Source organism: Tsuneonella amylolytica (genome assembly GCF_003626915.1).
In the GTDB taxonomy this organism is placed as follows: Bacteria; Pseudomonadota; Alphaproteobacteria; order Sphingomonadales; family Sphingomonadaceae; genus Tsuneonella; species Tsuneonella amylolytica.
On record NZ_CP032570.1, the window covers coordinates 1914670 to 1937703 of the forward strand.

Consider the following 23034-nt stretch of genomic DNA (forward strand, 5'->3'; position numbering starts at 1 on the left):
GAGGTGCCTGTATCAATGCTCGGCTTCGCTGGCGCCAAGCTGCGACTTGAGAACGAATGCGCCTTCAGTGGCGATCACGGCGCCCGGCTTGATGCCTCCGAGAATCTCGATGCGGCCACCGCTGCGTTGGCCCGCAGACACGGGGGTTGCCTGGAAGCCGCCGTTCACCTGAACGAACACGACATCGCGGCCTTCCACCGATTGGACGGCACCCTCCGGGATGACGATGCGATTTCCAGTCGCGCCACCACGCGGCGTGATCCGGACCCGAAATGCCTGGCCCTGGGTCAGCCCGGCAGGAATGCCCGACGGAGACAGCACCACGGTTGCGGCGCGGCTCTCGGTGTCGAGCGAGGGTGTGGTCGATCGGACCACCGCATCCAGGGTCGCCCCATCGCCCAGCTCGATCACGGCCCGATCGCCTGGGCGGATGCGCTGAGCGTCTGACCACGGCACCGCCGCTTCGATCTGGACGCTGCGCGGGTTGGCGACCTCGAACAGCTCGGTCCCGGCCGATACAAAGGCGCCAAGCTCCGCATCCATCTTGGTAATCCGGCCGCTGATCAGGCTGCGGACGGCAATGTGCCGTCCGTCTGAGGTCACCCCGGCCGCGGTCACCGCCGCCTGGGTGCGGCGCAGCTCCGCCTGAGCCTGCGCAGCCTCGGCCTGGGCAGCCTCGAGATCCTGCCGAGCGGTGATCTTGGCATCGAACAGACGCCGCTCACGATTGAGCGCGGCGGCCGTCGCCTGCGCGCGGGCTGTGGCCGAAGCGCGCTCGGCGATGATCGCGGCCGCTTCGCGACTCTCGAGCAAGGCGACGGTCTCACCGGCACCGACTCCATCGCCGAGGCGCTTGTAGATGCTCGTGATCGCACCGTCCGCCCGAGCGGTCAGGGACGAGCGACCGGTCGGGGGAGCGGTCGCGGTCGCCTGGGCAAGGATTTCGGATCCAAGCGAGCCCGCAGTAATACGCTCGGTCCGAATTCCGACCGCTTCCAGATTTGCAAGCGGCACGGCCACAAACCCTTCGGGTCCGTGATCCTCCTCGCCCTCTTCTTCGCCCGCCTCGGCTTCTTCGGCAGTTGCACCGGCTGCGGTCGGCTCGTCCGTAGCACGGCCGATAATTATTCCACCAACGCCCGCCAGCAAGGCGATGCCTCCGGCGATGGCGATGAGCCTTTTGCGATCATCAGCTGGATTGAGGTCCATGGTCGTGTCCTTACTGCGCCGTAGCGCGCGCGAGTTCCGCGGTGGCTTCGGCCTGCGCCAGGCGAGCTTCGATCAGTTGGGTTTCGGCACTTGTCAGCGCGGCCTGGGCATCGAGCAGCTCGATCAGTTCGATCTTGCCAGCCTCGTACGATAGCTGCGCCAGCCGCAGTGCTTCACGACCTTCGGGGATGGCGCCGCGTTCGAGCGCTTCGACACGAGCGTCGGCTGCGCTGAGATTGGCTGTCGCATTGGCGATACGCGTGCTGGCACCAACACGCGCACTGGTCCGCTCAGCCTCCGCAGCGCGGATTTCGGCTCGAGCGGCCTCGATATTGCCGCTGTTGCGATTCCTGATCGGCAGCGGCATCGAAAAGCCCGCGACGAGCGCCTGATCGCCAAGCTCCTGGACATGGCGGATGCCAAGTCCAACCGCGGGATCGAGCCGCCGCTCCGCAAGCTGTTGCTGGAGACTCGCCTCGGCCAAAGCGAGCTGGGCACTGGCGAGCCGCACATCCAGCGATTCGACCGGCAAACTTGCGGCTGTCAGTGGCTCGCGGAGATCGCCCGCAATCGAGCTTGGTGCGGTGTCCGCACCGAACAGGGCTGCTAGCGTGCGGCGTGACGCGGCTTCTTCGGCTTGCGCGCCGCGAAGCTCTGCCGCGGCTTGGCTGGCTGCGGCCTGCGCGCGCAGCGCACGCAGCGGCGGCTCCCGGCCAACTTCGACCAGAATGTTGGCGATCCGTGCGAGCTCGCGCGATCTCTGCTCGTTCTCGGCCGCGATTCGCAGCCTGTCGCGTGCCGCGACCGCTGTCGCAAACTGTTGCCTTACAGATCGAGCCAGTTCCGCGCGCGTGATGAGCAAGCGGAGCTCGCTCACCGCGAGCTCGGCGCGTCCCACGGCCTGGCGCGCGGATCTCCGGCCTCCCAAGTCGAGCCTTTGATTGACCGCTACGGTCACTTCAGTGCTTTGCAGCCCGCTCAATTCTCCAGTGCCCAGAAAGTTCTCAACCTCGACGCTGAGTTCGGGGTTGTCTCTGAATCCCGCCTGGCGGAGCCTCCCCTGTGCCGCCGCTACAGATGCCCGGGCGGCTACGATCGCCGGTGATCGCGCCTCGGCCGCCCCCAACGCACCTTCAAGGGTAAGGTTGTCAGGCAGCGGCTCGTTGCTCGGCACCAGCAGCGGCAAGGGTGCATCGCTTGTAGTGCGCTCGATTGGCGCAGGCGGACCGATCGTCGGCGAGCCGACCTGCGGCGTTGCCGGCGAACTTACCTGCGCGCTTGCTGCCGTGAGGCTGAGGGAAAGAACCGCAGTCGCAACGGCAAGCCGAGCATATCCGCTCGCATGACCGATCGCGCTCGATCGCGGGCCAGGAATCCGGCGCCAAGAGGCGCGGACTCGCATTTGGAAAGGCATTTTTGAGAGTTCCTCTGCTGACACTAAACACGCGCTGCGACTGCAGCACGGCTGGTGTCAGGCCCGAGGCGGCTCTTTGTCTAAGGTGATTTCAGCTCCGTTTAGCGCGACCGTACGCAGGGCAAAGTGCAGCGGATCCGGCGCCAATTGCTCGGCCTCCAGCGCGACTCCACTATCCACCTGCGCTACGTTGTGACAATGGCCATGCGCGCACAGCGCGTCTTGCTGCGCGTCATCGCTGCTCTTTTTTTCGGGTGCCGGCGAAGTATCGACGGATTGAGTCGCCTGCTCCACCGACGCTCCCACGTCACCGCACGCGACCGCATCGGACGCGCCCCCGAAAACCACGGCGAATAAAAGCAGCAGAGCCGCGAGTGTCCGGAAGGGCGAGGTTGAGCGAAGTGTCATCGACCGCGCGCCAATGCCACGGCAATTGCAGCTAGACAACCTCAAGATATGCCGTCGTTCCGACGATGAGGTATGAACGGGGCGAAAGAAGCCCATGGGATCTCTCGCTGAAAGGAACGTCGGAGCCCCGCGCTGCGTTGGACGACTGAGCGCGCGATTGGCGCGCGGCCACTTCAAGAGCTTAGGAGAGACGATGTGGAAATTCGCGAACTGATGACGAAGGATCCGGCATGCTGCAGCCCGTCGGACAGTGTGAAGGAAGCCGCCTCGCTGATGGCAAGCAACGACTGCGGCCAAATTCCAGTGATCGACGCAGATGGTGGGTTGGTCGGCGTCATTACCGATCGCGACATCGCTTGCCGCTGCGTTGCCCAAGGCAAATCTGCCGAAACGAAGGTGGAGGAGATCATGTCATCTTCTCCCGTCACCGTGACCATCGATGCGAGCGTTGCTGAGTGCTGCAAAAAGATGGAAGAGAACCAAGTCCGTCGTCTCCCCGTCGTCGATGACGCCGGTAAGTGCTGTGGGATCGTGTCCCAAGCTGATATTGCGCGCCATGCTAGTGAGCATGAGACTGGCGATCTAGTACGTGAGGTGTCGGAGCCGACGCGTTAGGCTTCAGCTCATCGTCCCTTTTCCCATCAGTCGCTCATGGACACGGGCGGCCAGTGCGTAATGCGGTGCAAAGCGGGGGTACCCCGAATCTAGCGGCGACAGCGACCGGCAGATGAACGGCCAATAATCTTCAGGCCTATCCAGCGCGAGGCTGCTAGTTCGGGTGCAGGCTTGTTGCAGCCAGATTCTGATCGAACACGCGGGTGAAAAATTCGCCGAACAGTCTGGTCTTGGCCACGCAAGGTTGTGCTGAGCGCGAAGATTGCTGCATCTCACCGAGATATGCGCTCCCGGCGCGCGCGGACCCAAGCGAGATCATGCTTCCACATCGTCCGGAACAGCAGCCAAAAGCCCGTCACCGCCAGCCACGCCATCGCGACGCCGGCGGTGATGATCAGCGGATGGTTGAAGCTTGTCCTGTCGGCGTAATCCATGTTGTGAAGCATCCAGAAGAAATCCCACCAGCGCCAGGTGTCATTCCGCCGCTCGAGCACGGCGCCCGTGGTGGCCGACACGTAATATGTGCTCGCGTCGTCGTCGGCGAAATCGACCTGCCAGATCGGCGGCTCGTGGTCCCTGACCGGCAGCGATCGCTCGGTAAGAAGCTTCGCCGCGCCGGGCCTCGCCCCGTTGGGATGGTTCGACTGCGCAATGGCGCGGGCGGCGGGCGCATCGATCGTCACTGGAATTCCCGTTCGGGCATCGAACATCCGGGTCGATCGCGCGGTCCGCACTTCGACCACCGGCCGATCAAGCAGAGTCTTCAGCCGCAGACCCTCGATTTCTGCGCTGCCCAACTCGCGGACGATCCCTGGCCACGCGGTCGCTTCGCCAGCGACTGCCGCTTGGGTCGCTTGAGGCCGGGGGCCTCCGGCAACCGCCTCCATGTCTAGCAGCGCCATCGCGGCGCCACTGATTGCCCAGATCACGAACTGCAGGCCGATCGCCAGCCCGACCCACTTGTGGATTTTCCGCAGCCAGGTCGACTTGATTGTCATAGGGTGCTGCGCCCCTTCTTCTTGCGCTTGGGAAAGGCATGGAAAAGCAACCAGATGCCCGAAAGCGCCATCAGTACCGCGCCCCACGTGAAGACGCGAAGAAGGGAGTTGTTGACGTTCTCGCGCTCGTCATAATCCATGATGTGGAGCATCCACACGAAGTCGAACACGCGCCACAGTTCGTGCCGGCGCGACAGCAGTTCGCCGGTAACCGGTGAGAGATAGAAGGTCGGACTGTTCCAATGATCGAACTCCACCCGCCAGAGCGGAGGCGTTCGTCCGCGGATTTCCCCGGGCACATCCGTAAAGAGTTCGACCGATGCGATGGACTCGGACCCGGTGTAGTACGACGAAGCCAGGGCTCTGATTGCCTGCTCGTTCGGCGGGTCCAACCGCGTAGCCGAGGTTGCCCCGAAGGCGCGCTCTCCCGAGGGCCCTTCGGTGACATAAATCGGGCGCTCATCAACCCAGGCCAGCCTGATGCTGGAAGCTTTCTCCCGCGCGGCAAGCGCGAGCGGATCCCGCAAGGCGTTCGCATGGACGCCCGGAATGGACGCCACGCGAATGAGATGGTCGCCGTGGATCGTATCGATATGGACGATGGTCATGTAAAGGCCGCTAAGCGACCAGACGACCACCTGCAGGCCGACGAACAGCCCGATCCATTTATGCGTCTTGCGGGCGATTACGTGGGTTCGCATCTGCGGGCGAAAGCTCCGGCCTTGGATGAGAGTGGCCCCGGCGAAGTTCTCGCCGGGGCCATCAAGGGGCGATCAGCAGTGGCCCGCTTCCCGATGTTCGGGAGCGCAGGTAGGCGACGCGTCGGGCTCCGCTGCAGGTTCCGCCGAGGGCTTGGGCGCAGCCGCTTTGGCCGGGGCCGGCTTTGCATCGGCAGCCTTCGGAGCAGCAGGTTTCGCGGTAGCCGCCGGCGCAGAGGTTTCGCTCTTGGCTTGCGCCTGCATGGCCATCGGCTTGCCGCGCAGCATGGCTTCGACCATCCCCACTTCCTTGAGCTGCTCTGACCGGGTCTCCACGATCTGCGCGCGCACGGCCCCGCTCGCGCCGTTCGCGAGTGCGATGTCCGACATCGCGACGGCCCCGCGGTGGTGGGCGAGCATCTTGGCGAGATAGGTCTCCGAAGGGGTCGCGCCCGATGCCCCCATCATTTCGCTGTGCATCTCGGTCATTGCCGCTTCGTAGAGCCTGGCGCTTTCCGGATCGGCGGTGCCGTTGCGGGCGAGCGCCTTGAGCGCTTCGATCTCGGCGCCCTGGTTGTCGATCGTCATCTGCGCCATCTTCGCGACATCGGCGGTGGGTTGGAGGCCGAGCACAATCCGCGACATGTCGATCGCGCCGTCGTGGTGCGCGATCATCTTCTTGACCCAGGTGTCGGCGGCATTGACGCCGACCGCGGCCTTCATCGCCTTGTCCATCGCCATCTCGGGTTTGGCATAGGGGCCGTCCATGGTCATTTCGTTGGCGGGCGCGGTGTCGTCGGCAGGCTGTTCAGGGCTTCCGCAGGCGCCGAGTGAAGCAAGGAGCGCTAGCGCGCCAATTCCGGTCATTCGGATCACTGAATATCTCCATGGTTGCAGATCGTGTTGGGTCAGAGGCGGTCCATGATGCGCTTCATCTGGGAAATCTCATCTTTCTGGGCCTGGATGATCTCGCCGCAGAGCTGGCGTATCTCGGGGTCGGTGAGCTTGGCTTCCTCGCACATCAGGATAGCACCTGAGTGGTGTGGAATCATCGAGCGCAGGAACTGGTCATCGCCGACGAGGCTCTGTTGCCGGATGCCGACAAGCGACAGGACGAAGATCGCCGCAAAGGCTACATAGAGCGCGGCGTTGAGCTTCCGGTTGCGATACATACCTCCCATTGTCGCAAGCATGATCGCGCCCATTGGCGCCCACATGACCAGCGCCATGTAAAAGAAGTTCACGTTTTGGATGAACTCGCCCCAGCTCCAGATCATGGCGAACATGGCGACATACATCACCAGCAGGCTCAGGCCGAGATTGACGGCCAGCATCATGTAGGGCTTCGAGCCCACCTCGTGATGCGCGCACTTTGCGTGGTCTTCCATCGGTCGTTCTCCTTACCAGTTCAGGTGATCGACGCCGTGCACTAGCGCACCGCCGAACCACCCCTGCACAAGGATCGCCGCTGTCAGGATCGACAGGCCGACGATCATGCCGGAGCCGCGGTCTTGCTCGGGGCGCCTGAGCGCGAACACACCCAAGGCGAACGCCCCGATCCCGATGCCGGTCCCGAGCCAGCGGTGGCTCTGCATCATCCAGTCGTCGAGGCCGAGTTCGAACCCGCCGCTCAGCCAGCCCGACAGCATGGCGAACGGAGCGGTCACTCCTGCGGTCACCACCAGGAACTGGACGGGCTTCGCGAAGCCGGGCCGCTTGCGCCCGACGATGGCGGTGAAGAGCGCCGCCGGAATGAAGGCTATTGGAAAATGCACCAGCATGGGATGGAAGCGGCCGAGCCAGTCGAGCAGCCGCGCCGCGACGCTCTTCGGCGGATCGTCTATCTCGTTCATGGCGGCCATGGCCGTGGCATGACCCGGCATCGCCATGTCGTGCGCCATGGGAGCACTTTGCGCCGATCCACCCGCAGCCGCGCGCTGTGCCTCGAGTTGCGCTGCCTCCTGCTTCGCCTTGTGATCCTTGTGCGCCGAGACGGGCGCAGCTGGCATCGACAGCACGGCAATGGCTGCCAGTATCGCCAGCACCGACCGCGCCAGCAAGCGATGCGATCGTCGGATGAACATGCTCATCTCAGGTCCCCTTCGGCTTGCGCGCCGAATTGTGCATGACCAGGATCTTCCAGCCATCCGCCGTTCTCGTGAGCACGCTCGTGGCGACGCCCCTGCGCATCGCGATCTCACCGCTCTCCGTCTCGATCCGGTAATTGTAGGTCTCGGTTGCGAGCGCGAGATCGCCTTCGATGCGCACCGCGACCGCGTAGTCGGAGAACGCGAACGCGCGGAAAGCCGCGAGCTCGGGCCCCAGATGATGCGCGAGATACTCCTTGTAGGTGCCTTCGACCCCGCCGGTTTCGAACACCGCGGAATCCTCGGTGAAGAGCGCTTCGGTGCCGCTCGCGTCCAGCCGCTCTATCGCGGACTTGTAGCGCGCCAGCACGTCGCGAACGGCGCTCTCGTCGGCGCCGAGCGGCGCGGTTTGCGGTGCCGTCGGCCCCGCTTTTGAAGGATGGTGCCCTGGTGCCGCCTGGAGCGCCAGCAAGGCTGCGATCATGGTCGTTATCAACATTGCTCTTCTCCCCTCAGAACCAGAAGCGAATGCCCGCCAGGAAGCTAAAGCCTCCGGCAGATTCGCCTTCATCACGCAGGAAATCGCGCGTCCTGCCGAACGCCCGCTCGTATTGGACGCCCACGTAAGGAGCGAATTCGCGGGCGATGTCGTAGCGCAGCCGGACGCCGATCTCTGCATCGGTCAGACCCGCGCCGACACCAATGTCCTCGCTGCTCTGAGCCGCGAAATTGAGCTCGGCACGCGGCTGCAGGATCAGCTTTTGGGTGATGCGCTGGTCGTAGTAGCCTTCGAGCCGGCCCAACAGTTCGCCCCGATCCGACAGGAACAGCGCGCCCTCGACATCGAAGAAACCCGGCGCCAGCCCCTCGAATCCGATCGTGGCGTAGACGCGCGATGGGTCTGGCTCGAAATCGTACCGGACACCGGCCTGAAGATCGAAGTAAGGGCCAATGGCGCGGCTATAGAGCGCCTGGACCTCAGCCGATTCCACCCCGGCGCCGAACTCGCCTTCACCTTCGGTTTTGACCACCAGCCGATTGATGTCTCCGCCATACCAGGCCTCGCCGCCCCATTCGTAGGCGTCCCGCCCGCTCTTGATCTTCACCTCGGCGATGTTGAGCATAACCATCGAAAAGTTCTGGCCGCCGTGATGCAGCGACAGATGGTGACGCCCCATGGCCATCGCGGATGGGCCATAGATCGCGTCCGCGGCGTAGTCCGTGGGCACGGGCGGAGCCGTGCCCGAGCCGGCAGGGAGGTTCGTCCCCTCTGCCGTGATCGTTTCGGCCGGGGTGCAATGTCCCATCGCCGCGTGTTCCGGCGCGCACGTCACCTGAGCCACAGGTTGCGCTGCGGGGAGTGTGCAATGCCCCATCGCCGCATGCTCCGGCGAGCAAGTGGTTTGGGCCGGGGACGCGGTCTGTGGCGTCGCTGTGGGAGCGGCAGCGGGACGCGTGCAATGGCCCATTGCAGCATGTTCGGGCAGGCAAGTGCTCGGCGCTTGCGGTACCGGAAGTGGCTGAGCGGCAGCCGGTTGGTTTTCCGTTAACGTACAATGTCCCATCGCGGCGTGCTCGGGCAGGCAGGTAGGCGGCGCTTTGGGCCCGGGCTGCGGCTGAGCGACCGCCGATCGATTTGCCGGCAGCGTGCAATGCCCCATGGCAGCATGCTCGGGAGTGCAACTCGTGGCTGCGGTAGGGACCGATGTCTGGTCCGGCGAAGCCTGTTCTTGCGCGACTGCTGGCACGCTGGCGAAAGCCGCCACGGCAAGCAGGGGAAGTCTGTGAAGCCAGATCATCTTACGCGTCTCCCTTGTCGGGACGCACGGTGACGACACGCATCATCCCGGCGGTCATGTGGTAGAGGTTGTGACAGTGGAACGCCCAGTCGCCCTGCGCATCGAGGGTGACGTCGAAGGTCGCCGTCCCGCCCGGCTGCACGTTCACCGTGTGCTTGCGCGGCGACCAGGCGCCATGACCCGTCACCAGCTCGAAGAAATGGCCGTGCAGATGGATCGGGTGCTGCATCATCGTGTCGTTGACCAGTCGCACGCGCACGCGTTCGTTATGGCGGAACGGGATCGGCTCGGCCGGCTCGCTCATCTTCACCCCGTCGAACGACCACATGTAGCGTTCCATGTTGCCGGTGAGGTGGATGTCGAGCTGGCGGGACGGCGCGCGCACGTCGGGATTGCGCTCGAGCGCCATGAGATCGCGATAGGTCAGCACACGGTGGCCGACATCTTCGAGGCCCGTCCCCGGATCGCCCATGCGATCCACCGGCATCGGCGAGATCGTCTGCACGCCCGGGTTCCTGTCGACCTGCGGCGCGTTGGCGAAGTCGCGCATGCCCATCGAGCCATGGTCCATCGGAGCGGCTGCCTGGCCGGCGGCCGCCGGGGCCGTGTGTCCCATCGCGGCGTGGTCCATGGGTGCTGCCGCCGGAGATGCCGCAGCGGAGCCATGCCCCATCGCCGCGTGATCCATACCCGCCATGCCAGCCGCCGCTGCCGTTGCAACTACGGCGCCTGTCTCTTTCCAGCCGGTCAGCTTCCACAACTCGCCGGAGGCGTTCTGTTGGGCAGTCGGATCGACGCCGCGTACCTTCGCCGGGTTCGATGATCCACTGCCCATCGCGCCATGATCCATCCCGGAATGGTCCATGTCGCCCATGCCCATGTCCTTCATGGTCAGGAGCGGGCGCGGGCGCAGCGGCGGAACCGGCGCGCTCATGCCCTCGCGCGGCGCAAGGGTCGCGCGGCCCAAGCCCGACCGGTCGCTCGCCTCGCTGACAAAACTGTAGGCGCGGTCCCCGGGTGTAACGACGACGTCGTAGGTCTCGGCGGTGCCGATCTGGAACTCGTCCACGGTGACCGGCCGCACGTTGAGACCGTCGGCCTGGACGACCGTCATCGGCAGGCCGGGAATGCGGATGTTGAAGGTCGTCTGCGCCGACGCGTTGATCACGCGCAGACGCACTCGCTCGCCGGGCGTGAACAGGCCGGTCCAATTGTCGTAGGGGCCGAAGCCGTTGATGGTGAAGGCGTAGGTTGACCCGGTGACGTCGGCGATGTCGGCCGCGTCCATCCGCATCTGCGCCCATTCCCAGCGCTCCTTCGCAGTGAGGTCGCGCCCTGCGAGCAGTCCCGACAGCGTCATGCGCTGCCGGTTGAAGTAGGGCCCGCCCATCTGCTTGAGCTTGCGGTAGATCGTCGCGCCGGCGAGCGGGCTGTGATCGGACAGCACCAGCACATGCTCGCGGTCGTAGGCGACCGAGTCGGGTCCCGCCGGATCGATCACGATCGGGCCATACACGCCGTCTTCTTCCTGATAGGCGCTGTGGCTGTGATACCAGTAGGTACCGGCGTGGCTGAGATCGAACTCGTAGTCGAACGTCGAGCGCGGCATGATGCCGGGGAAGCTGACGCCGGGAACGCCATCCATCTCGAACGGCACGAGAAGGCCGTGCCAGTGGATCGAGCTGTCCTCATCGAGCGTGTTCTGCACGCGCAGGCGTACCCGCTGGCCTTCCTTGAGGCGGATCAGCGGGCCCGGCACGGTGCCGTTGATGCCGACGGCGCGGGTGACCTTGCCGTCCACCTCGACGTTGACCTGACCGATGGTAAGCGCAATGTCGTTGCCACCGACTGTCGGCAACGGGCGCACGAGGCCTTTCGAGAGCGGCTGGGCCCAGGCGGGCAGAGCCTGCGCCAAGCCGAAGCCTGCGCCGGACATAGCGACGGCGCGCAGCAGCGCACGCCGTCCGAGGACGAGTTCATTCATGAGGGAGTTCCCTGATTCACTGGCGCGAAGACGATCGCCTGCCGACGGGACTGACGCCCCGCCGGCAGGTCAGTCGTGCTTAGTGGTGCGCGTGCCCGTTGGCGGGGGCCGTCGGCGTCATGTTATGGCCTGCGTGCGGATCATCCGCGGAAGGCGCCGCGGTGCCGCTGGCGGGCTTGCCCGCCATCTTGTCGCAGCACGCGCACTTCTCCTTCATCTTCTCGCAGCATTCCATCTTCGGCTTTTCCGCAGGAGCGGCCTGGGCGTGCGCGACGCCGGGAAGAGCGATCGCCAAAGCGACCGCAGTCATCAACTTGTTCATGTTCCTAAACTCCGTGAAATCGAAAGAAGAGCGATTTCACGCAAGTTTGGGAGGCGGTGTTGGAAGCTTCGCCAGGAACGCACGATGCTCGGTCGACCGGAAGCCGGCGAGAATGGGCGCATGATAGACGACCGGGTCGAGCGCGGGCGAGCCGAGCGGCGCCACGGCCGAGCACATCGCGACACAGCACTGTGTCATCGCGCCGGACTCGTCGTCGCCGCCGGAATTCTCGTCGCCGCAATGCCCTGTTTTCGCCATCTCGCGATGATCCATCGGCATCGCCGCCATGGCCACGCCGGACTGCATGGCGAGAGGTGCGACCACCATGGCCAGCGCTGCCAGGATGAGATGGATTCGGCGAAGCATCAGGAATTTGTCCTAGGCGCGGGCGGAACAGGGGTCAATTTCCTTGTGAGGTCCAAGGTACGCGCTTGCTTTCCACGTTTGCCCCTATGCGCCCGCATCATCCCACGGACTCAAGGTCATCGAGGATGGGGCAATCGGGCATTTGATCGCCGTGACATTCGGCGGCCAGGTGCTCCAGCGATCGGCGCATCGAATCCAACTGCCGAGACTTGGAACTCAATTCGGCCGCACGGGCGAGAGCAAGTGCCTTGACTTCGGCACTGGCGCGGCTGCGATCCTGCCAGAGCCCCAGCAGCTGCCGTATTTCCTCGATACCGAAGCCAAGATCGCGGGCCCGCCCGATGAAGGCGAGCGTGTGAACGTCTGTCCGATCATAGTCCCGGTATCCCGAATCTCTCCTTGGGGCAGCAGGGATCAAACCCACCTTCTCGTAATGCCGGATCATCCGCTGGCTCACGCCGGACGCGCTGGAGGCTTCGCCGATCTTCACAAGTGGATGCTCCGCAAGCGCAGCGAATTGCCGATGACCGCCACCGAACTGAACGCCATCGCCGCACCTGCGATGATCGGGCTCAACAGGAGGCCGAACCACGGGTACAGAACCCCTGCCGCGATGGGCACGCCGGCGGCGTTGAACACAAACGAGAAGAAAAGGTTCTGCCGGATATTCGCCATGGTCGCGCGGCTCAGCTTGCGCGCGCGGACGATCCCCCGCAGATCGCCCTTGACCAGGGTGATCGCGGCGCTTTCCATCGCCACGTCGGTGCCCGTGCCCATGGCAATGCCAACGTCGGCAGCCGCGAGAGCCGGCGCGTCGTTGATGCCGTCTCCAGCCATTGCCACGCGCCGTCCCGCGCGACGGAGCTCCTCTACTTTCGCCTGCTTCTGCTGGGGCAGGACATCCGCCATCACTTCGTCGATCCCGACGCGGCGAGCCACTGCTTCCGCTGTCCGGCGGTTGTCGCCGGTCATCATTACGACGTGGATGCCGCTCTGGCGCAGTTCCGCGACGGCCTCGGAAGCGCTATCCTTGATCGGATCCGCGACCACCACGATGCCGGCGAGCTTTCCATTGACGGCGACGAACATGACGCCTTCGCCGTCTGAACGATGCCGGTCTGCCTGACCTTCAAGCGGGCCGGTGTTCGCGCCGATCGTTTCGAGGAGGGCAGCGTTGCCCAACGCGACCTGGCGTCCATCCACCCGCCCGGTTACGCCCTTGCCGGTTATCGAGGCGAAATCGGAACTCTCCGGCAGCACGATCCCCCGGTCGTTCGCACCTTCGACGATCGCCGCTGCCAGCGGGTGTTCGCTCCCGCGTTCCAGCGCCGCGGACAGGCGGAGAACTTCGCTCTCATCGAAACCACCTGTCGGCTGAACTTTGACCAGCTTCGGCTTGCCGACAGTCAGGGTACCAGTCTTGTCGACAACCAGAGTGTCAATTTTTTCCGTCAGCTCGAGAGCTTCGGCGTTCTTGACCAGTACTCCAGATGTCGCCCCGCGACCGGTTCCCACCATGATCGACATCGGCGTCGCAAGACCGAGCGCACACGGACAGGCGATGATGAGCACCGCTACCGCATTGACCAGTGCGTGCGCGGCGCGCGGTTCGGGCCCTACGAAATTCCACACGATGAAGGTGGCGATGGCGATCAGCACGACACCGGGAACGAACCAGCCGGAAACCTTGTCGGCAAGGGCCTGGATCGGTGCGCGCGAACGCTGTGCATCGGCAACCATCCGGACGATCTGCGAAAGCATCGTATCGCGGCCGACGCGATCGGCGCGCATGACCAGACCGCCGGTTCCGTTCACCGTGGCGCCGGTGACCCGGTCACCTTCGCTCTTTTCAACTGGGACGGGCTCGCCGCTGATCATGGATTCGTCGATTGAGCTCCTGCCCTCGATCACGATTCCGTCGACCGGTACCTTTTCGCCGGGCCGAATGCGAAGCAGATCGCCGACCTGCACAAGGTCCAGTTCGACGTCCTCGTCGTTACCGTCGGAGTTGACCTTGCGGGCGGTCTTGGGAGCCAGGCCGAGCAAGGCGCGGATCGCCTTTCCGGTGGCGGAACGGGCGCGAAGCTCGAGAACCTGACCTAGCAGCACGAGCGTGGTGATAACGGCCGCAGCCTCGAAATAGACGGGCACCAAGCCACCCATGGTTCGGAGCGCTGGAGGAAATATCTGGGGCGCGAGGGTCGCGACCAGGCTGTAGCCGAAGGCGACCCCCACCCCGAGCCCGATGAGTGTGAACATATTGAGGTTCCGGGTTCGCAGCGACTGCCAGAATCGCTCGAAGAACGGCCAGCCGCCCCACAGGACGACCGGCGCCGCGAGCACCAGCTGCACCCATTGGGACGTGCGCATGGGCATCACTTCCCAGCCGAGTAGTTCCATCAGGACGACCAGAACCACAAGCGGGACGCTGAACGCGGCGCTCACCCGGAAGCGCCGCGTCATGTCTATGAGCTCGGGATTGGGACCTTCCTCCAGCGTCGGCTCGAGCGGCTCCAGTGCCATGCCGCAGATGGGGCAGGTGCCGGGACCATTCTGGCGAATCTGGAGATGCATTGGGCACGTCCAGATCGTGCCGGCGGGCACATCTGACAGACCCGCTGTTCTTGCTTCCGAAGTCGGGGCCGAGAGATAGCGCTGCGGATCGGCCTGGAACTTGCCAAGACAGCTGGCGCTGCAGAACCAGTAGGGCGCTCCGTCGAGCTCGAACCGGTGAGAGCTGGTGCGGCTATCCACCTTCATGCCGCAGACCGGGTCGGTCGTTATCCCGCCATCGTGCTCGCCCGGAAGAGCCGCGGGCGAGCCATGCTTGCAGTCGTGGTGCTTATGGGTCTCGTGCATGTCCGGCTCCTTCGAAGCGAATCGGTATGCGGCACCTTATGATGTTTGACATCGTGTCAGGGTCAAGAGGATCCGCCAGTGGTCGTTGAACCACGATGGAAATGCTGCTGGTGCCGCGTTCCTATGGACCGTCATCGTATGTCCGCAGTTTGGCCTAGGCGAGCGCTTCTTGTCGTTCGTACCAGCCGCGCGACCGCTTCACGATGGCCACGACCGAAAGCATCACCGGCACTTCCACCAGCACTCCGACGACCGTGGCCAGTGCTGCTCCGGAATTGATGCCGAACAGCGAAATGGCGGCGGCGACGGCGAGTTCGAAGAAGTTCGAAGCGCCGATCAGCGCCGCTGGCGCGGCAACGCACCAGGCCACACCGAACTTGCGGCTAAGCCAGTATGCCAGGCCGGCGTTGAAATAGACCTGGATCAGGATGGGCACAGCGAGGAGCACAATGACCAGCGGTTGCGCCAGGATCTGCTCACCCTGGAAGCCGAACAACAATACAAGCGTCGTCAGCAGTGAGACGAGCGAGATCGGCCCAAGCACGCCAAGCAATCTGTCGAGCGCAGGCTGTCCGCCCGTTGCCAGCACGCGCCCTCGCATCAGCTGCGCGATCACGACCGGGATCACTATATAAAGCACGACTGAGAGCATTAATGTGTCCCAGGGCACGGTGATCGACGCTACGCCTAGCAGCAACCCGACGATGGGTGCGAAGGCGAACACCATGATGAGATCGTTCAGCGCAACCTGGCTAAGCGTGTAATTGGGCTCCCCTTCGCAGAGGTTCGACCAGACGAAGACCATCGCCGTGCACGGCGCGGCGGCCAGGATGATGAGGCCGGCGATATAGGAGGATATCTCGCCAGCGGGCAGCAGCGGCGCGAAGAGCCAGCCGATGAAGAAGGTGCCCAGCGCCGCCATCGAAAACGGCTTCACTGCCCAGTTGATGAACAGGGTGACACCGACGCCCTTCCAGTGCTGACGAACCGACCCGAGCGCCCCGAAATCGATCTTGAGCAGCATGGGAATGATCATCAGCCAGATGAGCACCGCAACGGGCAGGTTGACCCGCGCGATCTCGGCAGCGGCTATTGCCGCGAAGGCGCCCGGAACGGCCGCCCCGAGAGCGATGCCGACTACGATGCACAGCAGCACCGATACCGAAAGATACCGCTCGAACTTCGACATTGCGGGCCGCGCCGCCAATCCAGCATCAGCCATTGGCGGGCACAACCTCGCCGTCTTCCCTCACGAAATCGGCGTCAAGAGTCCGGTCGAGGACCGACAGCACCTCTTCGGACGGGCGGCAGAGCCTTGCGCCCTTCGGCCCCACCACAATCGGGCGATTGATCAGGATCGGATGCTCCATCATCGCGTCGATGAGTTGGTCGTCCGTGAGCGACGGCTCCCCAAGCCCAAGCTCCGCGTAAGGCGTGCCCTTTTCGCGGATGAGATCGCGTGGGCCGATGCCCATGTGCTGGATGAGCGAGGCCAGTTCTTCCCGGCTTGGCGGGCTCTCCAAATAGTGGATCACTTCGGGCTCGATCCCTGTTGCGCGGATCAGCGCCAAGGTGTTGCGCGACGTCCCACATGCCGGGTTGTGGTAGATGGTAACGCTCATCCGCAGCAGCTCGCTGATTGTGCGGGCACGGCCGGGGCGCAGCATGCGCCGTCGGCGGCATTGGTGGAAAGAGCCGCCAGCGCGGGGCTATCGCCGTAGACTGTGGCGTCGCCATTGGTGAGAAAAGCTTCCCAGACGATGCCGTCCGGATCGGCAATCCAGCTCTTTTCCGACTTGGCGTAGCAACAGGTGGTCGCGCCTTCCTCCAAGACAGGACGATCGGCTGCCTTGAGCCGATCGTAAACCTCGGTCAATTCCTCGCCGTCTTCGACCTGGATACCGAGATGCTCGATGCCTTTGGCAGCGTGGTTGCCCGAGGAGATCGCGAAATTGACGCGGGGGTCTTCCAGCATCCACTTGGCATAATCATCTTTCGTCACGGTCGGCTCCGCTCCAAACAGGGTTGAGTAGAACCCGATGGACGTGCTCAGATCGGCGACGCCGACGTGGACATGCAGACGCTTCATGCGGAAATCCTTTCCTGAGGCTGCGCGGCATCCTCGCCGCATTGTGCCGTCGGCGCGCAGGCCGCACCGCCGCAGCAATTCTCCATGAGGTAGCCGACCAGCGCGTTCATCGCCCCATAGTTGGCCGTGTAGATGAGCGAGCGTCCCTGCCGCCGCTGCTGGATCAACTCTGCGCGCGTGAGCTGCGCCAGATGGAACGATAGGGACGAGTTGGGCACACCGAGCATCTCGGCAATGGCGCCTGCGGGCATACCGTCATCGCCGGCCTGAACTAGCAAGCGAAACAGTGCCAGGCGATGCTCCTGCGCAAGGGCGCCAAGCGCCTCGACGGCGGCGGTTGAACTCATTTCCATAAGAATCGAAATATCGCTAGTGATCTCGCTGGTCAAGATATATTTTGACCAATCTCGAAACGAGTGTGCGTTTGCTCACTTTTACGCCATGGGTCACGGTTGTCCGCTAAGAGTTGAAAGCGGCTATTATCGATCGTCGGCAGAAGGGTCCAAAAGTGGTGCTGAGTCCCTAAAAAGGCATCGAACCAATACCTTACACGCCTTTTGCGGGCCTTTTGCGGACCTTTCTAAATGCCCACATCGCAGAAGCCTCTGTTACAGAAGCAGAAATTATCTCAAATTGGATGCCTCTTCTGGCACCATTTGTTCCGGCGGTAATGGCCGCCGGTGTTTCCAAAATCCGCAGAAAGCTGCCAAAAAAGAGCTCAGTCGAGCCATTGGCGTTCAGCTCGATTTGCTGAGAATTGGGGGCCTTTGGTGGCCTCAATCGGCAAAGGCCTCGACTTTCTAGGGGCGCAACAGCGCTGTGTTGGAGGTGAGGCCCCCAATGGCACTGACTGACCTTTAAATTCGGCAGGCAATTCCGCGGGATAAAGAGTGGAAGCTGACGGACGGAAATGGACTCGACCTGCTGATCCGACCGAGCGGCTCCAAACTCTGGCGATTCAAATACCGGGCCCAAGGCAAGGAGCAGAAGCTCAGCTTCGGCGCATATCCGCAAACCACCCTCAAGGAGGCACGCCTTCGGCGGGACGAGGCGCGGGTCGAGATAGGACGCGGCGGCGATCCGGCGAGGAAGAAGCGACAGGCGAAGATTGAGGCCATAATTCGTGCTGGGGACACGTTCGAGAAGGTGGCTCAAGAGTATCGCGCGAAGTGCGAGGCCGAAGGCTTCGCAACCGCCACGCTTTTGAAGGCCAACTGGTTCATCTCTCTGTTCAAGCGCGATATTGGCCATCGGCCGGTGGCGGAAATCGCACCGCATGAGATGCTCGTCGCCTTGAAGAAGATCGAACGAGGCGGAAGGCGAGAGTCAGCTCGGCGAGCACGGTCGTTTGCCAGTCGCGTGTTCCGGTATGCTGCTGCGACACTGCGCGCAGAACACGACCCCTGAGCACCGCTGAAGGGCGCTCTTACAGCTCCCGTGTTGCGGCATTACCCCGCTATCACCGATCCTGCTAAGTTTGGTGCACTGTTACGAAGCATCGAAGCGTACGAGGGCAACCATGTGCCCATGTACGCGCTCAGGATGGCGCCGCATGTGTTCGTCAGGCCTGGAGAGCTGCGCCACGCCGAGTGGTCTGAATTCGATTTCGAGAAAGCAGTTTGGCGGATACCTGCTGGGAAAATGAAATCCCGCAGAGATCACTCGGTCCCCTTGTCGCGCAAGGCCGGCGATGCTGAAGGGGTGGGCCGACCTGCAGGGAAAGGCTGGCTACGTGGCCGATCGCCCGGCCTACCGTCGCGCAATTGCGCACGATCAAGTGAACTATCTTAATCCGAGCAACGAGGAGATCGCCCTCGCTCACGAGTATCGCCGCAAGCCCTCGGCGACGTTGTCGCAGGCGCAACTGGTTATCCGGTCGATGCCGCACTCTACCGACATCGAATTAAGTGACCGTGCGATCCTCGCCTGCGCATTCCTGACTGGTGCTCGTGTGTCCGCGCTACGCACCCTCAAACTCAAGCATGTTCTGGCCGACGGAACGGGCATTCTGCAGGACGCGAACGAAGTAGAGGTGAAGTTCGCGAAGAGCCAAGTCACCAGGTTCTTCCCAGTGGGTGAAGACATCCGGCGGGCCTTTTCGGAATACGTCGAGCCCCTGCAGTCGAAGCTCGACTGGAAGCCCAATGACCCGCTTTTCCCTTCGACCGAGCAGCGGGCTGGTGAAGAGGGCGTTTTTCGGGTTGTCGGCTTGAGCCGCTGCCATTGGAACACACCAGACCCTATCCGCACGCGCTTCAGGCGGGCCTTTGAAGCTGCCGGGGTGCAGTATCTCCCGCCCCATCGAGCGCGCAATTCTATCACTACGCTCGGACTGCAGACCTGCGAGTCCATCGAAGCGATGAAAGCCTGGTCGCAGAACAGTGGCCACGAGTCAGTGCTGACAACCTTGCGCTCTTACGAGGAGGTGTCACCGGAACGCCAAGCAGAAATCCCCAGTGAAATGGCGCGGCCGAAGCCGGAGCAAGATAACGTCACCGCATTGGCGAAGCTGATGCTCGACAATCCGAAGATCGCCGAACTCTTCGCCCGCATTTCGTCACCGGAGGACAAAGGCCGTGAATGACTATCGAATGCCCCTTTTCTCTCGTTACGATATGTCAGTCATCTTTGACCACCGGGTGGCCTGGATCCAAAAGCGACTGCGCGAAGGCTGGGGCGATTATTGCGGCTTAACCGATGCAGAGGTCGTTTCGAGATTCTGCGAGTTTGAGACGATTTCCGCCCTCCAGCTTGATCGAGAGGATTTCAATCTCGAGCGGGTTGGGAAGGGTCGTTACGAACTCGAAGTCTCTTTTTGTGGAGACGACGAACTTTGGCAGCTTTATCCGGTCGCCGCATTATCTCGGTTCGACGGAGAAGTCTTCCGCCTGAAATTGATCCTTCAGGCACTCACTGATTCTCGCGAGAAAGCGCAGTGTATCTTCAATGCGGACTTGGAGGGCATCGAAGTGGTTCTCGATCAGCAGCAGAAGAGAATCGAAGTTTTCGAGAATGCGTTGCCAGGTATCTTGACGGGCGAGGTGGCTAAGCTTCGCTACTATCATTCCGGTTCGCGGAGCTACCTCATGCACTGATGAGCAGCGCGCCTGGGGGCCAGCTGAGGGCCCCTCTAGAGCCTGTGTGCGATTGAGGGGCTGTAATTTAGACGTTCTCACTTGCAAATGGAGTCCTTCAACAGGACTCGATCGATGTCCGCAACTGGGCCGATAACGGTCTGTCCGGTTTGAGTGCTCAGGCAAAACGAAGCGACGTTGTCGATTTCAGCTGATTAGGATCAGGACGGCAACAGTCCGATTGGAGCGTCACTAAACTTTCGGCCGCTTCAGCCGCTTGCAGGCCTAAGGATAATTAGCTCGTCAGCTATTTGTCCGATTAACCCCGCAGTGGCCGCTTCCTCGAGAACTTCATCGGCGGAAATCGCCCAGCAATCGTAAGTCGTTTCGTGGCAAGCCATCTCACGTCCGTCCATGCTGGCCCGATAGGTCATGTGCCACCGCTGACGGTCGGGGCCGATCTTGCGGGCTGAAGCAGCACCGCGATACGTCATGCGCCCAACCCCGACCTCGCCTATGGCGGCTTCAGGCAAGTCTTGCGCGTGCGGGCATTGCACCTCGGCGACGATGCGTCCGCCCGGAGCCAGCCGGCCGGCCAGCAGCGGCCAGAGATGAGCTCGGTCTGCAGGACTGAAGTGAACCAGCGACGCACTGAGCACCGCCCCTGCGATCCGTTCAGGCAACGGCGTTTCCGCAATCCCGCATGGCAGAATGGTAACCCGCGTCCGCAGGTCGAGGTCACTCCAGACACGGGTCATAAGGGCCGGCCGCATCGCCGGGTCCGGCTCCACCGCCCAAATCTCCACCTCCGGTAGCGCCGCCGCGATCAGCGCGGTTGTCAGCCCCGTGCCGGCGCCAATATCGATGAACGGTCCTCCGGTTTCATCCAGCCCTGCTAACGCTGCCGCTATACGGCGATCCGTTTCTGCGTGGGTCAAGCTGGCCAGCGGGTCATAGTACTGCGCGGTAACCGCGTAGCCGCCCATCAGAAGCGCGTCGCCAAGCCGAGACCGGCAACGCGCCCACGCGCTACTGCTTCGCCTTGCACTCCGGGTCCGTACAACACGCCATTGAGCACTTGGGGCGCGTGGAACAGGTTGCGGGCGAACGCATAGGCCTCGACCTTGCCGAAGTGTAAGCCTGCGCGCACGTCGACATTGTGATAGCTCGGGAGATCGAAGCTATTGGCGATGTCCGCGGCGCGCTTGCCGGCGAATTGGTGGCTTAGCGACAGGATCGGCTGGGCACCCAGCACCGCGATATCACCGCCGCGCCAGTCGAGCGCCAGCGTGCTGGAGAATCCGGCAACGTTGGGAATCCGGTTTCCCGGCACCGCGCCCGAGAGCGCGTCGGCCTCCCTGACCCGGCCGTGCGTCCACGCCAGGCCGCCCGCCACGCTGAACCCTGCGCCGAGCACCACGTCACCTTGCGCCTCGATCCCGTAGCTGCGCGTATCGATGTTGACGGGGCGGAACTGGAAGCTGGTGAAGTCGAGCGCAAACAGCTGCTCGTCCTCGACGTCGTTGTAGAAGCCGCTCAGGTCGAACCGGGCTCGGCCACCAAAGGCGCTTGTCTTGATACCCGCTTCATAGGTCCACGAGGTGGATTTGCGATAACTCTGGCTGGGCAGGCCAACGGCGGCATCCTGCCAGAAGCGCGGGAAGCCGCCACTCTTGGCGCCCCGACCGATAGTCGCATAGAGGTTCACATCGTCGTTGACAGTATAGGTCAACGCGGCCCGGCCGGTCCACAGGTTGAAGTCGCGCTGCTGACGCTCGCTGAATGCGGCCACCGTTCCGGGGAAGCCGTTGCCCGTGTAGGCGGCACGCAAAGTCTTCTCATCGCGCGTGTAGCGGCCGCCCAGGGTCAGCTTCAATCGCGTGGTGATCGGGGCGGTGACCTCGCCAAAGACGGCATAGCTGTCGATGGTCTGGCGATCCCGTCGCCGCCCGTTGAGATAAGGCGAGAAGCTGGAGATGTTTTTCAAGTCGACGTTGAAGTCCGAACGGAAGTAAGTGCCGCCGAGCGTCCAGGCGACGGGCGCGCCGGCGGCGTTGGCCACGCGGACCTCTTGGAAGAACCGGTCCTCATCCTCCAGCCAGTCCGAACGCTCGTTCTGCGGCAGGAACACGCTGGATGGCGCCCCGAACAACGGACCGTAGAGCAGCCCGTCGGTATCGTCGGTGACCTGATCGTTGTGAAAACCGTTCAACGCCGTGATCGTCGTCAGCTCCACTGTGCCGAGCGGGATCTCCGACTTGAGGCTGACGCCCCAATAGGTGCGCTTCACCCGCAGTTCCGGAGCGAGCTCCACCTGATCGCGGGCCTGTCCGCCCAGAACATAGTAGAACGGGTCGCTGAGCTGGCGGTCGGCGCTGCCCGTCAGGGTGAAGCGTGCCCCGCCGTCTCCCGCCGGCGTGAAAACGAGCGTTCCGCGGCCCGAATAGCTGTCGCGATCGCCCAGCTTGCCGCCGCCCGAGCGATGTTGGGGATGAACCCGTCAATCGTGGACGCGCGTGCCGTGATCCCCGCCGCTAGCCGGTCCGCAACGAGGGGGCCGGATATGGCGGCTTGGACGAGCCCGTATTCATCTTCTCCGCCCTCGATCCGCGCGCTGCCCTCCACTTCGTCGCCGGGCTGGCGGGTGATGATGTTGATTGCGCCTCCCTGACTGTTGCGCCCGAACAGCGTGCCTTGCGGTCCGCGAAGCACTTCGATCCGCTGAAGATCGAGATAGGCGAACTCGGAGGCATAGACCGGCTGCGGCACGCCATCGACATAGGTGACCACCGACCCGTCGTCCGGGCTGGCCGCCTGACTGAGCGGACCGATACCGCGCAGCTGGAAATAGGCGAAGCGGCCGTCGTCGAAGCTGGTGAGCGACAGCCCCGGCACCTGGCGGAAAAAGCTTTGCGTGTCGTCGATCCGCCGGGTGGCCAGCGTGTCGGCATCGAGCACGGTGACCGCGAACGGAACCTCGCGCACGGGCTCCTCGCGAAGCCGCGCGGTGACGATGATATCGCCGGCGATGTTATCGGCAGCATCAGCCGGAGTTGCGGTCTGCGCCAACGCGGGGGCCCCCGCGGCGCACACAATGATGGACGTTGTGAGC

Annotated in this window: 26 protein-coding genes; 4 read left to right on the forward strand and 22 right to left on the reverse strand. The window is 63.4% G+C overall.

Translation table 11 applies throughout. The annotated features are described in order from the left end of the window. Nucleotides 1-12: 12 nt before the first annotated feature. From D4766_RS09385 to D4766_RS09395, 3 genes are all read right to left on the reverse strand, one after another. Nucleotides 13-1209, reverse strand: a complete 1197-nt coding sequence (locus tag D4766_RS09385; RefSeq protein WP_120717227.1) for an efflux RND transporter periplasmic adaptor subunit — start codon at nt 1207-1209, stop codon at nt 13-15. A gap of 10 nt (nt 1210-1219) precedes the next feature. Further along, on the reverse strand, nt 1220-2395 hold the full coding sequence (locus D4766_RS09390; protein WP_234024759.1) for a TolC family protein: 1176 nt from the start codon (nt 2393-2395) through the stop codon (nt 1220-1222). Nucleotides 2396-2680: 285 nt separating this feature from the next. Further along, on the reverse strand, nt 2681-3031 hold the full coding sequence (locus tag D4766_RS09395) for a hypothetical protein (RefSeq protein WP_120717229.1): 351 nt from the start codon (nt 3029-3031) through the stop codon (nt 2681-2683). 195 nt (nt 3032-3226) lie between these two features. Between D4766_RS09395 and D4766_RS09400 the strand changes: the two genes are divergently transcribed. Then, nucleotides 3227-3646 (forward strand): CBS domain-containing protein, encoded by a 420-nt coding sequence (locus D4766_RS09400; protein WP_057883323.1) that lies wholly within the window; start codon nt 3227-3229, stop codon nt 3644-3646. Between the two features lie 272 nt (nt 3647-3918). On the opposite strand, the gene D4766_RS09405 is transcribed toward D4766_RS09400, so the two are convergent. From D4766_RS09405 to D4766_RS09480, 16 genes are all read right to left on the reverse strand, one after another. Next, entirely contained in the window at nt 3919-4644 is a 726-nt protein-coding gene (locus D4766_RS09405) for a PepSY domain-containing protein (protein ID WP_120717230.1), read from the reverse strand. Continuing rightward, the gene (locus D4766_RS09410) at nt 4641-5345 is read right to left on the reverse strand and encodes a PepSY domain-containing protein (protein WP_120717231.1); all 705 of its coding nucleotides are present in this window, start codon (nt 5343-5345) and stop codon (nt 4641-4643) included. The genes D4766_RS09405 and D4766_RS09410 overlap by 4 nt, the downstream gene beginning before the upstream one ends. A 72-nt stretch (nt 5346-5417) precedes the next feature. Further along, nucleotides 5418-6209, reverse strand: coding sequence for a DUF305 domain-containing protein (locus D4766_RS09415; protein ID WP_120717232.1), 792 nt, complete (start codon nt 6207-6209; stop codon nt 5418-5420). Nucleotides 6210-6250: 41 nt separating this feature from the next. After that, the gene (locus tag D4766_RS09420; protein ID WP_120717233.1) at nt 6251-6730 is read right to left on the reverse strand and encodes a DUF305 domain-containing protein; all 480 of its coding nucleotides are present in this window, start codon (nt 6728-6730) and stop codon (nt 6251-6253) included. Nucleotides 6731-6742: 12 nt separating this feature from the next. Then, the gene (locus D4766_RS09425; protein WP_120717234.1) at nt 6743-7432 is read right to left on the reverse strand and encodes a DUF2231 domain-containing protein; all 690 of its coding nucleotides are present in this window, start codon (nt 7430-7432) and stop codon (nt 6743-6745) included. A 1-nt stretch (nt 7433) separates the two neighbouring features. Beyond that, the gene (locus D4766_RS09430) at nt 7434-7928 is read right to left on the reverse strand and encodes a YybH family protein (RefSeq protein ID WP_057883329.1); all 495 of its coding nucleotides are present in this window, start codon (nt 7926-7928) and stop codon (nt 7434-7436) included. 13 nt (nt 7929-7941) lie between these two features. Beyond that, nucleotides 7942-8613, reverse strand: coding sequence for a copper resistance protein B (locus D4766_RS14060; RefSeq protein ID WP_234024760.1), 672 nt, complete (start codon nt 8611-8613; stop codon nt 7942-7944). A gap of 616 nt (nt 8614-9229) precedes the next feature. Beyond that, nucleotides 9230-11212, reverse strand: coding sequence for a copper resistance system multicopper oxidase (locus tag D4766_RS09440; protein WP_120717236.1), 1983 nt, complete (start codon nt 11210-11212; stop codon nt 9230-9232). A gap of 79 nt (nt 11213-11291) precedes the next feature. After that, nucleotides 11292-11534 (reverse strand): hypothetical protein, encoded by a 243-nt coding sequence (locus D4766_RS09445; protein WP_120717237.1) that lies wholly within the window; start codon nt 11532-11534, stop codon nt 11292-11294. A 36-nt stretch (nt 11535-11570) separates the two neighbouring features. After that, a complete protein-coding gene (locus D4766_RS09450; protein ID WP_120717238.1) occupies nt 11571-11900 on the reverse strand; it encodes a hypothetical protein in 330 nt (109 codons plus the stop codon). A 97-nt stretch (nt 11901-11997) separates the two neighbouring features. Then, the gene (cueR, locus tag D4766_RS09455; protein WP_120717239.1) at nt 11998-12390 is read right to left on the reverse strand and encodes a Cu(I)-responsive transcriptional regulator; all 393 of its coding nucleotides are present in this window, start codon (nt 12388-12390) and stop codon (nt 11998-12000) included. After that, a complete protein-coding gene (locus tag D4766_RS09460) occupies nt 12387-14759 on the reverse strand; it encodes a heavy metal translocating P-type ATPase (protein ID WP_120717240.1) in 2373 nt (790 codons plus the stop codon). Before D4766_RS09460 ends, cueR begins: the two co-directional genes overlap by 4 nt. 154 nt (nt 14760-14913) lie before the next feature. After that, nucleotides 14914-15948: an ACR3 family arsenite efflux transporter gene (gene arsB / locus D4766_RS09465; RefSeq protein WP_407701493.1), complete on the reverse strand. Its 1035-nt coding sequence runs from the start codon at nt 15946-15948 to the stop codon at nt 14914-14916. Between the two features lie 25 nt (nt 15949-15973). Next, complete coding sequence (arsC, locus tag D4766_RS09470) at nt 15974-16381, reverse strand: arsenate reductase (glutaredoxin) (protein WP_120718153.1); 408 nt, start codon at nt 16379-16381, stop codon at nt 15974-15976. Beyond that, nucleotides 16378-16848, reverse strand: coding sequence for an ArsI/CadI family heavy metal resistance metalloenzyme (locus D4766_RS09475; RefSeq protein ID WP_120717242.1), 471 nt, complete (start codon nt 16846-16848; stop codon nt 16378-16380). Before D4766_RS09475 ends, arsC begins: the two co-directional genes overlap by 4 nt. Then, on the reverse strand, nt 16845-17195 hold the full coding sequence (locus tag D4766_RS09480; protein ID WP_194955811.1) for an ArsR/SmtB family transcription factor: 351 nt from the start codon (nt 17193-17195) through the stop codon (nt 16845-16847). The genes D4766_RS09475 and D4766_RS09480 overlap by 4 nt, the downstream gene beginning before the upstream one ends. A 580-nt stretch (nt 17196-17775) precedes the next feature. Here D4766_RS09480 and D4766_RS14235 point away from each other — a divergent pair. The 3 genes from D4766_RS14235 to D4766_RS09500 all read left to right on the forward strand — a co-directional run bounded on the left by D4766_RS14235 (nt 17776) and on the right by D4766_RS09500 (nt 19943). Beyond that, on the forward strand, nt 17776-18255 hold the full coding sequence (locus tag D4766_RS14235) for a tyrosine-type recombinase/integrase (RefSeq protein ID WP_407701512.1): 480 nt from the start codon (nt 17776-17778) through the stop codon (nt 18253-18255). A 325-nt stretch (nt 18256-18580) separates the two neighbouring features. Next, entirely contained in the window at nt 18581-19432 is an 852-nt protein-coding gene (locus D4766_RS09495) for a tyrosine-type recombinase/integrase (protein ID WP_162935727.1), read from the forward strand. Further along, complete coding sequence (locus tag D4766_RS09500) at nt 19425-19943, forward strand: hypothetical protein (RefSeq protein WP_162935728.1); 519 nt, start codon at nt 19425-19427, stop codon at nt 19941-19943. Before D4766_RS09495 ends, D4766_RS09500 begins: the two co-directional genes overlap by 8 nt. Before the next feature lie 248 nt (nt 19944-20191). Here the strand turns inward: D4766_RS09500 and D4766_RS09505 are convergent, their stop codons facing one another. Genes D4766_RS09505 through D4766_RS09515 form a run of 3 tightly spaced genes read right to left on the reverse strand, consistent with a single transcriptional unit; the run spans nt 20192 to nt 22991 of the window. Next, on the reverse strand, nt 20192-20908 hold the full coding sequence (locus tag D4766_RS09505; RefSeq protein ID WP_120717246.1) for a class I SAM-dependent methyltransferase: 717 nt from the start codon (nt 20906-20908) through the stop codon (nt 20192-20194). Continuing rightward, nucleotides 20908-22386: a TonB-dependent receptor gene (locus D4766_RS09510; RefSeq protein ID WP_325049136.1), complete on the reverse strand. Its 1479-nt coding sequence runs from the start codon at nt 22384-22386 to the stop codon at nt 20908-20910. Before D4766_RS09510 ends, D4766_RS09505 begins: the two co-directional genes overlap by 1 nt. Continuing rightward, nucleotides 22305-22991 carry a TonB-dependent receptor plug domain-containing protein gene (locus tag D4766_RS09515; protein WP_162935729.1) on the reverse strand — a complete coding sequence of 229 codons (687 nt, stop codon included), beginning with the start codon at nt 22989-22991 and terminating at the stop codon, nt 22305-22307. Before D4766_RS09515 ends, D4766_RS09510 begins: the two co-directional genes overlap by 82 nt. Nucleotides 22992-23034 lie beyond the last annotated feature (43 nt).

Coding starts and splice junctions, on each gene's coding strand:
- D4766_RS09385 (WP_120717227.1), bottom strand. CDS start 1,209: ATGGACCTCAATCCAGCTGATGATCGCAAAAGGCTCATCGCCATCGCC.
- D4766_RS09395 (WP_120717229.1), bottom strand. CDS start 3,031: ATGACACTTCGCTCAACCTCGCCCTTCCGGACACTCGCGGCTCTGCTG.
- D4766_RS09405 (WP_120717230.1), bottom strand. CDS start 4,644: ATGACAATCAAGTCGACCTGGCTGCGGAAAATCCACAAGTGGGTCGGG.
- D4766_RS09410 (WP_120717231.1), bottom strand. CDS start 5,345: ATGCGAACCCACGTAATCGCCCGCAAGACGCATAAATGGATCGGGCTG.
- D4766_RS09415 (WP_120717232.1), bottom strand. CDS start 6,209: ATGACCGGAATTGGCGCGCTAGCGCTCCTTGCTTCACTCGGCGCCTGC.
- D4766_RS09420 (WP_120717233.1), bottom strand. CDS start 6,730: ATGGAAGACCACGCAAAGTGCGCGCATCACGAGGTGGGCTCGAAGCCC.
- D4766_RS09425 (WP_120717234.1), bottom strand. CDS start 7,432: ATGAGCATGTTCATCCGACGATCGCATCGCTTGCTGGCGCGGTCGGTG.
- D4766_RS09430 (WP_057883329.1), bottom strand. CDS start 7,928: ATGTTGATAACGACCATGATCGCAGCCTTGCTGGCGCTCCAGGCGGCA.
- D4766_RS14060 (WP_234024760.1), bottom strand. CDS start 8,613: ATGGCCATGGGGCGTCACCATCTGTCGCTGCATCACGGCGGCCAGAAC.
- D4766_RS09440 (WP_120717236.1), bottom strand. CDS start 11,212: ATGAATGAACTCGTCCTCGGACGGCGTGCGCTGCTGCGCGCCGTCGCT.
- D4766_RS09445 (WP_120717237.1), bottom strand. CDS start 11,534: ATGAACAAGTTGATGACTGCGGTCGCTTTGGCGATCGCTCTTCCCGGC.
- D4766_RS09450 (WP_120717238.1), bottom strand. CDS start 11,900: ATGCTTCGCCGAATCCATCTCATCCTGGCAGCGCTGGCCATGGTGGTC.
- D4766_RS09460 (WP_120717240.1), bottom strand. CDS start 14,759: ATGCACGAGACCCATAAGCACCACGACTGCAAGCATGGCTCGCCCGCG.
- arsB (WP_407701493.1), bottom strand. CDS start 15,948: ATGTCGAAGTTCGAGCGGTATCTTTCGGTATCGGTGCTGCTGTGCATC.
- arsC (WP_120718153.1), bottom strand. CDS start 16,381: ATGAGCGTTACCATCTACCACAACCCGGCATGTGGGACGTCGCGCAAC.
- D4766_RS09475 (WP_120717242.1), bottom strand. CDS start 16,848: ATGAAGCGTCTGCATGTCCACGTCGGCGTCGCCGATCTGAGCACGTCC.
- D4766_RS09480 (WP_194955811.1), bottom strand. CDS start 17,195: ATGAGTTCAACCGCCGCCGTCGAGGCGCTTGGCGCCCTTGCGCAGGAG.
- D4766_RS09505 (WP_120717246.1), bottom strand. CDS start 20,908: ATGGGCGGCTACGCGGTTACCGCGCAGTACTATGACCCGCTGGCCAGC.